This is a genomic window from Polaromonas sp. Polasp52, from assembly GCF_059491565.1.
Window position 1 is genome coordinate 5,029,005 of sequence record NZ_CP168513.1, and the last position, 13,464, is coordinate 5,042,468.

Annotated in this window: 15 protein-coding genes; 6 read left to right on the forward strand and 9 right to left on the reverse strand. The window is 61.1% G+C overall.

The genetic code is table 11. The features are described 5' to 3' along the window. The first annotated feature begins 84 nt into the window (after positions 1 to 84). Positions 85 to 738 (forward strand): BON domain-containing protein, encoded by a 654-nt coding sequence (locus tag ACEN9P_RS23555; RefSeq protein ID WP_495620645.1) that lies wholly within the window; start codon positions 85 to 87, stop codon positions 736 to 738. A gap of 16 nt (positions 739 to 754) precedes the next feature. Here the strand turns inward: ACEN9P_RS23555 and ACEN9P_RS23560 are convergent, their stop codons facing one another. Both ACEN9P_RS23560 and ACEN9P_RS23565 read right to left on the reverse strand, forming a co-directional pair. Further along, positions 755 to 1,204, reverse strand: a complete 450-nt coding sequence (locus tag ACEN9P_RS23560; protein WP_495620646.1) for a universal stress protein — start codon at positions 1,202 to 1,204, stop codon at positions 755 to 757. Positions 1,205 to 1,208: 4 nt separating this feature from the next. Continuing rightward, complete coding sequence (locus tag ACEN9P_RS23565) at positions 1,209 to 1,739, reverse strand: flavodoxin family protein (RefSeq protein WP_495620647.1); 531 nt, start codon at positions 1,737 to 1,739, stop codon at positions 1,209 to 1,211. Positions 1,740 to 1,892: 153 nt separating this feature from the next. On the opposite strand from ACEN9P_RS23565, the gene ACEN9P_RS23570 reads away from it, so the two are divergent. Further along, complete coding sequence (locus tag ACEN9P_RS23570; protein WP_495620648.1) at positions 1,893 to 3,254, forward strand: MBL fold metallo-hydrolase RNA specificity domain-containing protein; 1,362 nt, start codon at positions 1,893 to 1,895, stop codon at positions 3,252 to 3,254. Positions 3,255 to 3,367: 113 nt separating this feature from the next. Next, entirely contained in the window at positions 3,368 to 3,835 is a 468-nt protein-coding gene (locus tag ACEN9P_RS23575) for a universal stress protein (RefSeq protein ID WP_495620649.1), read from the forward strand. 129 nt (positions 3,836 to 3,964) lie between these two features. Here the strand turns inward: ACEN9P_RS23575 and ACEN9P_RS23580 are convergent, their stop codons facing one another. Continuing rightward, positions 3,965 to 4,621 carry a hypothetical protein gene (locus tag ACEN9P_RS23580; RefSeq protein ID WP_495620650.1) on the reverse strand — a complete coding sequence of 219 codons (657 nt, stop codon included), beginning with the start codon at positions 4,619 to 4,621 and terminating at the stop codon, positions 3,965 to 3,967. 677 nt (positions 4,622 to 5,298) lie between these two features. Here ACEN9P_RS23580 and ACEN9P_RS23585 point away from each other — a divergent pair. Then, positions 5,299 to 6,555: a hypothetical protein gene (locus tag ACEN9P_RS23585; protein ID WP_495620651.1), complete on the forward strand. Its 1,257-nt coding sequence runs from the start codon at positions 5,299 to 5,301 to the stop codon at positions 6,553 to 6,555. A gap of 170 nt (positions 6,556 to 6,725) precedes the next feature. On the opposite strand, the gene ACEN9P_RS23590 is transcribed toward ACEN9P_RS23585, so the two are convergent. Continuing rightward, on the reverse strand, positions 6,726 to 7,790 hold the full coding sequence (locus ACEN9P_RS23590) for a YaaC family protein (protein ID WP_495620652.1): 1,065 nt from the start codon (positions 7,788 to 7,790) through the stop codon (positions 6,726 to 6,728). An 83-nt stretch (positions 7,791 to 7,873) separates the two neighbouring features. Between ACEN9P_RS23590 and ACEN9P_RS23595 the strand changes: the two genes are divergently transcribed. After that, a complete protein-coding gene (locus ACEN9P_RS23595) occupies positions 7,874 to 8,302 on the forward strand; it encodes a hypothetical protein (RefSeq protein WP_495620653.1) in 429 nt (142 codons plus the stop codon). Positions 8,303 to 8,459: 157 nt separating this feature from the next. Here the strand turns inward: ACEN9P_RS23595 and ACEN9P_RS23600 are convergent, their stop codons facing one another. The 4 genes from ACEN9P_RS23600 to ACEN9P_RS23615 form a co-directional block, all read right to left on the reverse strand. Beyond that, positions 8,460 to 9,272, reverse strand: a complete 813-nt coding sequence (locus ACEN9P_RS23600) for a hypothetical protein (protein ID WP_495620654.1) — start codon at positions 9,270 to 9,272, stop codon at positions 8,460 to 8,462. Between the two features lie 302 nt (positions 9,273 to 9,574). Next, a complete protein-coding gene (locus ACEN9P_RS23605; protein ID WP_477664595.1) occupies positions 9,575 to 9,982 on the reverse strand; it encodes a BLUF domain-containing protein in 408 nt (135 codons plus the stop codon). Between the two features lie 201 nt (positions 9,983 to 10,183). Then, positions 10,184 to 11,038 carry a pirin family protein gene (locus ACEN9P_RS23610; protein ID WP_495620655.1) on the reverse strand — a complete coding sequence of 285 codons (855 nt, stop codon included), beginning with the start codon at positions 11,036 to 11,038 and terminating at the stop codon, positions 10,184 to 10,186. Next, positions 11,035 to 11,619 carry an NADPH-dependent FMN reductase gene (locus tag ACEN9P_RS23615; protein WP_495620656.1) on the reverse strand — a complete coding sequence of 195 codons (585 nt, stop codon included), beginning with the start codon at positions 11,617 to 11,619 and terminating at the stop codon, positions 11,035 to 11,037. The genes ACEN9P_RS23610 and ACEN9P_RS23615 overlap by 4 nt, the downstream gene beginning before the upstream one ends. 126 nt (positions 11,620 to 11,745) lie before the next feature. On the opposite strand from ACEN9P_RS23615, the gene ACEN9P_RS23620 reads away from it, so the two are divergent. Further along, complete coding sequence (locus ACEN9P_RS23620; RefSeq protein ID WP_477701041.1) at positions 11,746 to 12,675, forward strand: LysR family transcriptional regulator; 930 nt, start codon at positions 11,746 to 11,748, stop codon at positions 12,673 to 12,675. A 16-nt stretch (positions 12,676 to 12,691) separates the two neighbouring features. On the opposite strand, the gene ACEN9P_RS23625 is transcribed toward ACEN9P_RS23620, so the two are convergent. Beyond that, positions 12,692 to 12,946, reverse strand: coding sequence for a hypothetical protein (locus ACEN9P_RS23625; protein WP_477664830.1), 255 nt, complete (start codon positions 12,944 to 12,946; stop codon positions 12,692 to 12,694). Positions 12,947 to 13,464: the final 518 nt, after the last annotated feature.

Genomic DNA, 13,464 nt, shown 5'->3' on the forward strand with positions numbered 1-13,464 from the left:
GAATATCAAGACAGGCACCGCCTCGCCTGCCTACAGTGGCATCACCACCCTGTGGTGGTGACCACTTCATCCAAGGAACAAGCCATGAAAACCGATTTTCAGCTCAAGGCTGATGTCACCGCCGAACTGGCCTGGGAACCCGCCGTCAATTCAGCCGGCATAGGCGTTCTCGTCAATGACGGTGTGGTGACGCTCACAGGGCACCTGAACAGCTTCGCCGAAAAAGTCGCGGCGGAACGGGCGGTTCGCCGCGTGGCCGGTGTGCGCGGTCTGGCCATCGAGCTGGATGTCAAGCTGGTGGCAGACCACCAGCGCAGCGACTCCGAAATCGCCACGGCCGCCGCATCCGCGCTGCGCTGGAGCGCGCTGCTGCCGCCCGAGCGGATCAGGGTCGAGGTGGAAAAAGGCTGGCTCACCCTCACGGGCGACGTCGACTGGGCCTACCAGTGCAGAACCGCCGAGAAATGCGTGCGCGGCCTGGTGGGCGTGCGCGGCCTGTCCAACAACGTTGTGGTGAAACCCACCGTCAGCACGCGGGACGTCGCGGCGGAGATTGCCGCGGCGCTGGCACGCCAGGCCGACCGCGAAGCCCGGCATATCCAGATCGACGTGGAGGGCGGTGAGGTCACCCTGCACGGCAAGGTGCATTCCCTGGCCGAGCGCGAAGCGGCCGCCGGCGCGGCATTGGCCGCCAGGGGCGTGATACGCATCGTCAACAAGCTCGAAGTCGACATCTGAAGCGGCGCGGCCGGTTTCAGCCTTTCACCACCAGCACCGGGACCGGTGCATGCCGCACGATCTGCTCGGCATCGCTGCCCATCAGCACGCGCGCAAGGCCGCGCCTGCCGTGCGAGCCCAGCACAATCATGTCGGCATGGGCCAGGCGGGCCTCCTCGGCGACCTGCTCGCAGACACGGCCGGCGCCCGACTCCACCAGCACGCTGTCGCACACCAGGCCCTGCTCGGTGGCGCGGCGCCGCATTTGGGCCAGCATTTTTTCACCGCCGGCGCGCATCAGCGGGAGCAATTCCTCGCGATAGGTCTTGGGGGTCTCAAAGCCGTTGACATGGTCCAGCTCATCGATCACATGAAAAAGCCGTATATGCGCCCCGGTCAGGCGCGCCAGTCCAATGGCGGTATCCAGCGCCCTGGTGGAGGTCGGGCTGCCGTCAACCGGCACCAGCAGTTGCTGTATCGAGGCCATGCGATCAGACGGCGCTGGGCGACAAAGTCGTCGGACGCACCGTTTCCTCGCTCTTTGCGCTGTCGCGGACCGCGCTGCCGAACACCTCCAGGGCGGACGAATAGCTGCCGTCGTCCACCGCGCGCGCGGTGAAGGAGGTCGACAGGATCGGAGGCCGGCCCAGAATCCGGTCGATTTCAGCGAAAGCATTGGTCGCGCCCTGCCCGCCCATCACCGAGATGACCGCCACGCACTTGAGGCCTCGTGCATGGTCACGCACAAAACTGCGCATGGGCGCCGCCAGCTCGGCAAGCCAGATGGGCGCGATCAGCACGACCGTCTCAAAACCCCGCGGGTCCGGCCCTTCATAACGAATCGCGGGATGGCGCTTGAACAGCGAATCCATCACGCAGCGCAGCATGCCTGCAGCGCCGGTGCGCGATCGCGCCTCGCTGACCTGGCCGCACGGCCACTTGAATTTGCTCGACAGGAGATCGGCCACGCGGCGCGATGTCCCGGTGTTGGAATAACAAACAATGAGGGTTCGCTCGGACATGGTTGTGCTCCTTGGAGGGTTGCGCGCAAACAAAGCTGCGGTCGGCCGGTCGCTGCGCGGGCATCGGCCACCGGCAAAGGGTATGGCCGGTGGCGGCTTCAGCCCTTGAGCTAAGTCAACTACATCGCTGGGCACCACGCCTAAGCTGGCGCCATGAAGATCCAATTCCTGGGCGCCACCGACACCGTCACCGGCTCCAAATACCTGGTCCGGCATGTCAAATCCACCGTGCTGGTCGATTGCGGCCTGTTCCAGGGCTACAAGCCGCTGCGCCTGCGCAACTGGTCGCCGCTGCCCATGGACCCGGCCGGCATCGATGCGGTGATCCTGACCCATGCCCACATAGACCACAGCGGCTACCTGCCGCTGCTGGCGCGCCAGGGTTTCAAGGGCAAGGTGTTCTGCTCGCCGGGCACGGCGGACTTGTGCCGCATCCTGCTGCCCGACGCCGGCCACCTGCAGGAGGAAGAAGCCGAATACGCCAACCGGCACGGTTTTTCGAAGCACGCGCCGGCCCTGCCCCTGTACACACGCGAGGATGCGCTGCGCTGCCTCAAGCTGCTGCACCCGGTGCCCGCCGGCAAACACTGGCAGCCGGCGCCGGGCCTGAACGCCAGCCTGACGCCTTCGGGCCATATGGTGGGCTCGTCCTTCGTGCGGCTGGACAACGGCTCGCGCTCCCTGCTGTTTTCGGGCGACATAGGCCGGCCCAACGACCTGGTGCTCAAGCCGCCCTCCTTCATGGACGGCGCCGACTACCTGGTGGTGGAGTCCACCTATGGCGACCGCCTGCACAAGGACTCCGACCCGCTGCTGGCGCTGGGCCAGGTCATCCAGCGCACGGCCGCGCGCGGCGGCGTGGTGGTGATCCCCGCCTTCGCCGTGGGGCGCGCGCAAAGCCTGTTGCACTGCATCGAGGTGCTCAAGACCCAGGGCGTCATTGCGCGCAAGCTGCCGGTCTACCTCAACAGCCCCATGGCGGCCAAGGCCACGCAGGTCTACCTCAAGCACAAGGACGAACTGCGGCTGAGCTCCGCGGAGTGCGAAGCCATGGCGCATACCGCCCACATCGTTGAATCACCGGAAGAGTCGCGCCTGCTCAATGCCAAACACGGCCCCATGGTCATCATTGCCGCCAGCGGCATGGCCACGGGCGGGCGTGTGGTCCACCACCTCAAGGCCTTCGCGCCCGACAAGCGCAACACCATCGTGTTTGCCGGCTTCCAGCCCGGCGGCACGCGCGGCGCCCTCATTGCCGGCGGCGCGCCCACGGTGCGCATCCACGGACAGGAGGTTCCGGTGCGCGCCGAGGTGGTCATGCTGGACGACTTGTCGGCCCATTCCGATGCCGCCGAGATCATGGGCTGGCTGCGCGGCTTCAAGTCCGCGCCCCGGCAGACCTTTATCACCCACGGCGAGCCGGCCGCGGCCGACGCCATGCGCCAGTGCATCGAACGCGAGCTGCACTGGCCCTGCAAAATTCCGTGCTATCTGGAGACGGCGGCGCTGGCTTGAACGCGGCCCGCCACCGAGACACCCCATCGAGCTCTGGCTTGATGCAGGTCAAGATCGCCGCGCCAAAACGGTCAATACTGTCCTTATCGCAACTTCAGACCGAGGCAGCCACCATGTTCAAACGCATCCTGATCCCCGTGGACGGCAGCGAGACCGCCAACAAGGCCCTGGTCGCCGGCCTGCGCATGGCGCGCGAGACCGGCGCCAGCGTGCGGCTGCTGCATGCCATCAATGAACTGGGCGGCATGGCCGCCGACGGCACTTACTCCGGCGACGTGGCCGGCATGCTGCGCGAAGGCGGCGCCAAAGTGCTGTCCGATGCCACGGCCGTCGCGCAGTCGGCCGGCGTGGCGGCCGACCAGAGCCTGTGCGAAGAACCCGGCAAACGCCTGGGCGAAGTCGTGGCCGAGGCCGCCAAACGCTGGGGCGCCGACCTCGTGGTCGTCGGCTCCCACGGCCGGCGCGGCCTGGGGCGTGTGCTGCTGGGCAGTGGCGCGGAAGAGATTCTGCGGCTGGCGCCCGTGCCTGTGCTGGTGGTTCGGGATGCGGCTGCGCAGGGTGGCGATCACGCGAAAGGTTGAACCCGTGGAATGGGGTTGACCGTGGAAGCTGCGGGGCGGTACCCGTCCCTTGCCGGTCTCTCACTCCCTCACAACTGCGATCGGGTTCAGGCCGGACGGATTGCTGCTCCCATGGTTTTTCGCCAGATATCAATCAACGATCAGGGTATAGGTGACAGCCTGAAGCATTCCAGGCAAAGCGCCGCCGAAATTGAGCACATGCGTCCCGCGCGCAAGCGGCTTGAGCATGACGTAATAGCCATTGGCCGCGGAGGGGAAGATGTTGTACCGCGCCTCGGTCAATGCGCCCATATCGAAGCATTTTTTTGTCGCCTGCCGGGAGGTGGCGAGGTTGGCGATTCGCTCACCATCGATCTCAAGAACCAGCGCGGCGGGATCGTCCGTGATTCTTCTCGCCGTCTCCATGGCTAAAGCACAAGTCGTCGAGCGGTCCTGGCTGGGCATGACGACGTAGTTGATCAAGGGAAAGAACAAGTACTTGCCGCCAGGCACGCGGCAGCTTCGCACGGTGCGCTGTGTTCCGTAGGTGCCGGCCAGAAACCACACCGGCCCCTTTTGTTTTTCGCCGCACAGCTCGCCCGTGCGGTCGGCAACAGGGCTGTCTTGCCGCGAGAACGACCCGGCCCACTGCCACCAGGCGCGCGACCAGTCCTCCTGTGACATGCCCCCCACGGAGACATCCGGGGCGACCAGCTGTTGGGTTTGCGCATGGCTGAGCGACGCGGTGAGCAGGCAGCTCAAGAGGATGGTTCGAATGAAAGCGAATGGCTCTTTGGTGTTCTGCATAGTCAATTGGTGTTATGCGCTGGAGATGCCGGGGAGGCGACCGCCTAATGTATAGGCAAGCCATGGCACCCATTGCACCCCGGCGCACTTTTTCAACGAAGAGCGCCCGGCTACGGTTCTAATAGGCCAATGGAAATGGCCACAGCTTCTTTCTTGATCACAGTCCTGGGTGTCTTCCCGGTCATCACTCTTGTTGTGCAGGTATACCGGGACTCACGCGGAAAGAAGCGCAACCTGGCCATGCGCTGCTATGCCTGCGACTCCAGCGGGTCTTTGTTTCCCGTCTCGCACTATAAGGGCGATACCTTTCTCTACTGTCTCCCCTGTACGGAAAGGCAGCGCAAGAGTGGGCGGTTTTGGGGCTATGGGGTTCTGTTGGTTGTCGCTGTTGGGTTGGTCGGATGGGTGATTATTTCCCGCGGATAGAAGGCGTTCAGCTTGGCTGGCATGCCGTTTGTGTCTGAAAGCCAAGACCACGTGGTCGGAGGAGATGGCAGCGTTCAAGATCGACTTGCCTCGACCCACGATGGAGGTTTTCAGAGAAATCACTCGCCGACACCATCACCAAGTCGTTTGAATGTCCCTTTAAGAGCTATCTCTTAATCCATATCAAATTAATTGGTTTCACCCTCCAGTTGGAGGATGGCCGCGTGCTACCTCTTCCCTAGAATCGAGCGATGGACGTTGTAAAGGCAATGCGACGTTCCAAAACTCACCGAAAGAATATTGTGTCGACCTCTGCTTATCAGGATCATCCTATCCGTGCTGCGCTCACTAGCATCCTTGAGATGCAGCGTACAAAGGAGTTTTCTGATCCAGCTATTCTGGAAAATGCGGAGCACGCATTTGCCCGCGATAAAGTATTTGCAATTGCTCGCGTGATACAAGAACTCGTTGCGATAACGCCAGCCGAGTTGACCAGCCTAGTCGCACTCAATCAAATTCAAGCCAATCTGCAAGCGCCGTTGGGTGAGCTAACTGCATTTCTTTCAGATAAAAATTCCGGCCATTTCGTTAATGCTGTTACCCAGTTTGAACAGACCGTCATGCATCTGTTATGGGGGTTTCTTCCAAAAACACAGTCACTATCTGTTAAATCACTTTCAACACTTTTGGAGTCGCAGGCTGAATCTTCGCGAAATGCAATTAACCAACTTCTCGATCAGCAAGCAGGTCTTTCAGAAAAACTCACAGAGCTGACAGCTAAGGCCGATGCGCAGGTCTCACGGTTTGAAACCCTGACTGAAGGAGCGGCAAAGGAACGCGCAGAAGCTGCAGCCACCGTCGCCAAGCTTGAGCAGTCGTTCGCCGAAAAGGAGACCGCTCGCGCTGCGGGATTTGATGCGGTCATTGGTGAATTCTCTAAGCAATTCTCAGAGTTCAAGGAAAAATCACTAGGTGAAAGTAATCGTCTAATTCAAAAAATTGAGGATCAACGAGTTCAAGCGGCGCAGCTTGTGCAAGTTGTGGGGAACATTGGGGTCACCGGTAACTACCAGCAGATTGCCAATAAAGAGTCTGCAGAAGCAAATTTCTGGCGATGGGCCACCGTTTTATTCTTTGTAGTGGGGATCGGAGTTGCAATAGCTACATTCGTCAAATTCTGGGGGCAACCATTCAACGCCGAGAATGCGGGATCTGTAGTTATTCGATTGCTTTACGCGATTGCCATCACGGCACCAGCTTGGTACACGGCGCGTGAATCTGCTCGGCACCGAACAAACTCTGATCGAGCCCGGCAGACAGAACTTGAGCTCGCGTCTATTGGCCCCTTCATTGAATTAATGCCAGAGGACAAGAAAGTTGAAATTCGTCAGCACCTTACCTCCGTTTATTTTGGCAAAGGTGTAGAAGCACACGTCGTCAACAGTCCTCTCGATGCCTCTATGGTCAAAGACATGGCTATCGAGTTAGCGAAAGCTTTTAAGAAGTAGCGCTTAGGTTAACTTAGCCATGCACATTGAGAAGCGTCTGTCTGTGGCGCCAATCAGCCAATAAAAAAGCTGCGGCATTCTTCTTGACCGCAGCTCTGAACATCTTCCCAGTCTTTGCGCTGGTTGAGCAGTTAATGCCCGCTTTTGACCGACAGCAGCGATCTACCCATTTATTCCGAGCCTTTGAATTCGCGCTCTACTAGTATGGGAAAAATCTCATGAACATAGCTCACCGAGGCATTCAATAGCGGGAAGGGTAACGTCCTGCCGTCCTGTCCCAATCCGGACATCCATACGGATGGATAGTACCTAGCTAACGTGCCCATGAAGTATGAGAGTAAAAAGGTTCGAGCAACGAGTGACAATGAATATTTATCACGAATAGGCCAAATGAAATACTGCTCTCGTATTGAATTTCTAGTGGAGCGCGCGCCATAGCAATTCACCGGAACTCGCAGATCCTCTGGAGTCCCTCCTTGTGTGAGATCCACGGTGACAGTCCACACCTGCTTCTGATTTTCAGTTGATACCTGAACGGTTACAGCCGATTTTTTAGCTGCTTGAAGGAGGATGAGGAAGTCGTCGATCTTATGTCGAACTTCCGCTCCCTTCGCCATAACGCTGATGTTTATCGGCTGATCATTCGTAGAGCTTGAATAGGCCCCTCCCTCGAAACATTCATTGCTCTCTCGAAAGACTTTTTCATAGAGATTACTCAACTCGGGTACACGCTCCACAATTTCCCTAAAAGTGAAATCAAAATTATTTGGCAGTGGCGTAGGGGACATGAGAGTAGCTCCCACATCTCGCAAGTGTGTTCTGTCAGGCGCGAACCAATCCGCGTTCTTTGTAGCCTCAACGAGTTCAAGAAATGTTCCTCCCTTTTGTGTGGCCATCTGCAATTCACGCATCGCATCTGGCCCTTTTCTCAACGTGTCTCCCCAGTGTTTATGTGTAATCCCATGTAGCGGGCTAAGGTCGCTTTCAACCCTATCGGGCGACAGAAACAGAATTACCGCCCGAGATAAAGTGAGTACCCCGTAGTACAGCAGTAAAGGCCTGGCTATCGGCGCGACACTAGGAGCCGCGTCAAGGTACTGTTTGCCTTGCTCTAAGGCTGCAATGATCTGCCAAGCCTTGTCGGCAGCGAGATCCTTTTTATGACGCTCTGCGTAGGAGCGCGACAGGTAATCGCGATTTCTATATAGATCCAACTCATCCCACGCGATCGACATATGAATCCTTTAGGCATACTGTCTATTCGCACAAGTATCGCGCAGCCAGCCATCACGTAGAACATAAAGAAGGACCGAACGATATGCCCATTCGCTACCTGGCACCTGCGGCAATAGCCTTATTTGTAGGCTTCCCAGCGCTGTCCGCTGCTTGCTCTATGCCGCCGCCTCCTCTTGGTGCCGATGGCAAGCCGATCTACCCTCCTGAGCGCACGCGTCGTTACGAGTTCGATGCCATTGTTTTGGGAAGTGCTGAAGTTATCGCCCCGCCCCGTTTGCCGGGGTGGCCAGCAACCGCAGTAAGCGCGCTGCGACTCCGTATTGTTCGCAGCAAAGGCATTGACCTGCCAGTTGGTAGCGAACACACCCTCTATCGAGCGGGCATCGGATCAGATTGCCTGTTCGAGGCCGTTTCGGTTTCGTTGACACAATTTCCGGTGGGATCGGAAGTGACGGTGAAAACAGACGACTTGGTATCTGGAAGCATCAATAGTGCTGCGACACCTCGGTAAACCCCGAGCTGCTCTTCCCGCCGCCTCATTTCAACCAACGCGTGCCGCCACGCAATACGTCGAGCGCTAAGACGTATGCAGGTGACCGCCGCCTGGCTTGCGCGCGGGACGGCGGCTCAAATGGCCGGTTCGGGTGCCGCACGCCCAACGCAGGGCTTTATTTGCCCAACCCTATCGCCGCGCGCATCTTCTCCAGCTGCTCCGCCGTCGGCACCACAAAGGAGAACTGCGGGCCCAGGTCCATGGCCACGGCAAGCGGCTTGGACGGTGAGGTCAGTCCCTGGAAGGCGGCAATGGCCTTCTTGGCGGCGGCATCGGGCACGCTGGCGTGCAGGTACAAGCCAAAGCCGACACTGGTGGCCTTGGTCGGCACCACCACGAGGCGTGCCTGGTGCACTTTTTCGGAGCGCCCGGCCAGGCCCTTGAGGCTAACGCCCAGTGCGGCGGGCTCGCGGGTGACGACGCCTGCCCAGGACTGCTCCTCCCACGCAAAAACGGCTTTGGCGATCAGGCCCTGCTGGCCGACGGTGGCTTGCGGCGCGACGTCCTCCACATTGCCGCACAGGCCCTCGGCTTTGGCGATGGCGGCCTCCACGCCGGCGGCCGTGCCAAAACATTTGGAGCGCTGCAGCTGGTCCAGCACGGCTTTCTGCTCGGCCGGCGGCAGGGTTTTCAGCGCCACGGCGCCCGCGTCCGTCGCGGCCTTGCCGACCACGGTGATGGCCAGCACGGCGGGCTGGACCACTTCATTGTTGAACACCGCGAGCTTGTAGCCGCTCATCAGGCCGGTGACCTGGTTGGTGTAGACCCAGCAATACGGTGTGCGCCCCGAGGCGGTGATGTCGTCCACTTTCTTGATGGCGTACAGCGGCGTCTGCGGCAGGCCGGCGCGGCCTATGAAGGCATGCATTTCCTGTTCGGCCACCGCGCTTTGGTAGGCGGCCTCACCGCGGAAGAGCTGGGGGTTCATATAGGCCCCTCCCTCGCAGTTTTGCGCCTGGGCGGCCGGTGGCAGGCAGGCGGCTGCCAGTGAAAAGGAAATGAGGGACAGATGACGCATGTTGGGCTCCCGAAGCAGTGGCGTTTGGCGTTGAGGTAACTGGGCTGTGGCTACCCGAATTGGTAACCAAACGTCACAAGCACGCTTTGGGCCATCATACTGACGCGCTTGCTGAAAATGCTAACTTTTTACTGCGGGTTGACCCGAATATTAGGCTGAAAGCGTAGCCATCAGTTCTACAGTTTGGCACTCCGGCACCCGAGCTCTCCATATCAAGGCAGCGCCTGTATTCTTGAAAAAAACACATGCATCAGGTCCGTGAACGCATCCGCCGGCACGGTTTCATGCCGGCGGGCGTCCAGTTCGGCAATGTGCTCCATCTCCATGGGCTGTGCTTCAAGCGCCGCCATGGAGATGTCCTTGAAGATGCGTTCCTGGGTCGTCGTGATGTAGACGATGCGGCAGTTGTGGTGGCGCATGTCGGTCGCGATCTGCACATACTTCCTCAGCACCGCCTGCTCCGGGCCTTCCAGGATCTGGGCGAACACGCCGCCCCCGAATACCAGCAGGCCGGTGATGCCCAGGGGCGGGTTGTTTTTGGCCGCGCTTTTCAGGACGCCGTTCACGGCTTCTTCGTTGATGCCTTCATGGGCGTCACTGAGGTAGAGCAGTCTGATCATGATGCGGCTCCTTGACTGGACTTGCAGTGTCCGCATGGGGAAGAGATGGCTTCCCCGGGCAATGAAGCCCCATCATCCCACCTCGCGCCACTTTGTGGGGGATCTTTCAGGCAGAAAAAACCCCTCCGCTCAGGGGAGGGTTTTTTGGCATTAGGGGGCATTATGGAGATTGGCGTCCTCCGCCCGCATACCGGACAAGGGCTAGCCCAGGCGCCCTTCTTCGCGCAGCCGCATCCCTATCCGCTGGATCTCGGCCTCCCCCTGGGCCAGCGCGGCCCGGCTGGTGTGCACCGAGTAATACCCCATGACCAGTTCATGCGGATGTTTGACGGCCGAGCCCAGCACAAAGGCCGTGTCGCCCTGGGCCGTGAAGGCTATGGCCTCGCCGGATTCTTCGAACACCGCGAGTTCGCCGGTGGCTAAGGGGCCGCCGCTCTCGTCGCCCGCATCCAGCCGTCCCTGGTTGACCGCGACCCAGCCCACGGAGTGGCCTTCGGGCGGTGTGTAACGCCACTGCTCGCCGTCCTTCAGCGTGACGGCCAGGTAATTCATGTCGGCCGGCGCGGGAATCGGGCTTTGCGCCGCGCCGTAGCGGCCCAGCAGCACACGCGCCGGGCCTTCTTGCGGCAACTGCCCGGGCGACAGGTAAAGGCTTTCGGCCGGCGCGTTTTCTTCCGCGGCCGGCAACGCGACCCAGAGCTGGAAGCCCTGGACCGGTGAATCGCTGACCGGCGCGCCGGTGTGCCAGACGCCATTGCCCGCGCGCATCCACTCGACGCCGCCGGCCGGCAGCACGCCCTTCTTGCCGGTCGTGTCTTCATAACCGACCTGGCCTTCGACCATATAGGTCAGCGTGGCGATGCCCGAGTGCGGGTGCATGCCGAAGCCTTTGTGGCCGGCCGCCGGCTTGAAGCCGAACAGGTCCAGGAAGACAAAAGGCTTGAGGAACTCACCCAGGTCGCCGGGGCTGACCAGCCGCGTGATGGGCCCGTGGGCGCTGCCGCGCGTGCGGTGCACGATGGCGCGGGCGGCCGTTGCAACTGCGGCGCTGCTCATACGGCCTCCCTGGCGGTCTTGAGCGCCCTCGCCCACCAGGCCATGTCGTCCAGCAGGCCGGTGGCGGCCTGGGCCAGGTGCGGAAAGTCTTCAAAGCTTTTGCCCTGCTTCCAGATGCCCATGAACTCGACCATGCCGATGTGCACCGCATTGCGCACGGGCGCCATCTGCAGCTCGGTGGCGACCAGGCGCAGCTGCTCGACGGCCCGCGCCGCGCCCACGCCGCCGTAGCCGACAAAACCTATGGGTTTGCGGATGAACTCCTTGTAGGCATAGTCCAAGGCGTTTTTGAGCACGGCGCTGGGGCCGTGGTTGTATTCGGGCGTGACCACGATCAGGCCGTCCAGCGTGGCGAGTCTGGCGGCCCAGCGCTGCGCGGCCTCGTTCTTCACGGGCGCCCAGGCCGGCGACATGGGCTCGGCGAAGAAAGGCAGCGGATGGTCGCGCAGGTCTATCAGCTCAAAGGCCAGGTCTGTGCGCTGCTGGGCAAGCGTATGAATCCACTGCGCGGGCTTGTCGCCGAAGCGGCCTTCGCGGGTGGAGCCGATGATGATGCCGATACGGGGGGTGTTTGAGCTCATGGGATGGTCCTGAAAAACAAGGTGGGAGGCCTGGGCAGCCCATGGACGGAAGATTAGGGCGACACCCATTGATTGACTAGACGGCAGAATCGGATTGCACCCATCCATTCAAAGAAGGAATAAACCATGCTGGACCTCAACGACATCGCCATGTTTGTGCAGGTGGTGCGCTGCGGCAGTTTTGCCGAGGCGGCGCGGCGGCTGGGCCTGCCGGCCAATACCTTGAGCCGGCGCGTCCAGCAGCTGGAAAACCAGCTAGTCACACGGCTGATGCAGCGCTCCACGCGCAAACTCACCTTGACCAGCGCGGGCCAGGCTTTTTATGAGCGCTGCGCGGGCGCGGTCGACGGGCTGGCCGAGGCCGGCCAGGAACTGGCGACCGGCAGCCAGGAGCCCAGCGGCCTGGTGCGCGTGGCGGCGACCGCCGATTTTTTTGATTTTTTCCCCATGGAATGGGTGGCCGAATTCCTGGCCGCGCACCCGCGCGTGCGGCTGGACTTTGTGCTCAGCGACGCCCACGCCGACCTGATTGCCGAGCAGATCGACGTGGCTTTCCGTGGCGGCCCCATGCGCGACTCGGGTTACGTGGGCCGGCAACTGCTGGGCGCGCGCAGCGACGGCATGGTGGCCAGCCCGGCCTACATCGCCGCGCGCGGCGCGCCGGCCACGCTGCAGGATTTGCGGGAGCACGACTGCGTGACCTCGCCCCACCCCAGCGGCCGAACGACCTGGCGCCTGACAGGCCCCGGCGGCATGGAAGAGGAAGTGCAGGTCGCGGGACGCTTCAGCGGCAACACCGCCCAGGCGCTGCGCAAGGCCACACTGGCCGGCCTGGGCATCGCACTGCTGCCGCCCGCCATGGCCAGGCTGGACGTGCAGGCCGGGCGGCTGCTGCCCGTGCTGCCGCAGTACCAGCGCACGGGCCACGGGCTCAGCGTGCTTTACCCCAGCCGGCGGCAGTTGCCGCTGGCGGTGTCGGCTTTTATCGCGTTGGTGATGGACAAGCTCAGCGAGGTGGAGAGCTTGCCGGAAATACTGAAGCCCGAACGGCGCTGAGCGGGTAGCGCGTCGATCAGTTCACCGAAATGTTGTCCATGTTCACGGTGATATTGATCACCGCGACATTGCCGTATACATCCACCTTGATGGAAATCTGGTTGGGGGCCGTGGTTTTATAGACGACGAGGTCACATATGCCTTCCGCCACATTCTGCGGCTGGCCGAAGTTCGCGGTGCCGTTGAGGCCCCACCTGACGTTTCCCACGGTCACGGCGGTCGTGTTTTGCGCTTGGGTTCCACCCACAATATTGACGGTTACATCGGTCATGTCGTTCTCCATCCGGTTTGAAAAAATGGTGTGCGTCCACTGGATCGGCGGGTTCACTGTCCAGGGGAAATCACTGTAGGACCGTGCTTGCTGGAACACCATTACGCGCCATTACGCCGGGCATGCCGATGCGCTAGGACGGGGAAATCCGGAATCTCCAATATCGAACTCCAAAACAAAACAAGGACACGCCTTGGCGTGTCCTTATGAATTTCGGTATTCGGCTGTTTGGTATTCCTGTCCCCACCCCTTGTGTATGCGCCGAGGAGCGCAGGTTCAGGCGGATCAGGGATCGCGATTGTCTGAGCGAAGCGCAGCCTAGCGAGTTCGAGCGAGACCCCGCCTGGACCGAGCACCGCAGGTTGCCCGTAGCGCAGCGGAGGGACGCAGACACCAGGGTCGCGTTTTGTTTGGTGACTTTTGTGTTAGCGTAACTTCGCTACGCGAAGTGAGCGAACCCCGCGCGCGCAGCGCGCCTTTTGGCGAACAAAAGAAAACCCGCTTTGCGGGTTTCGCCA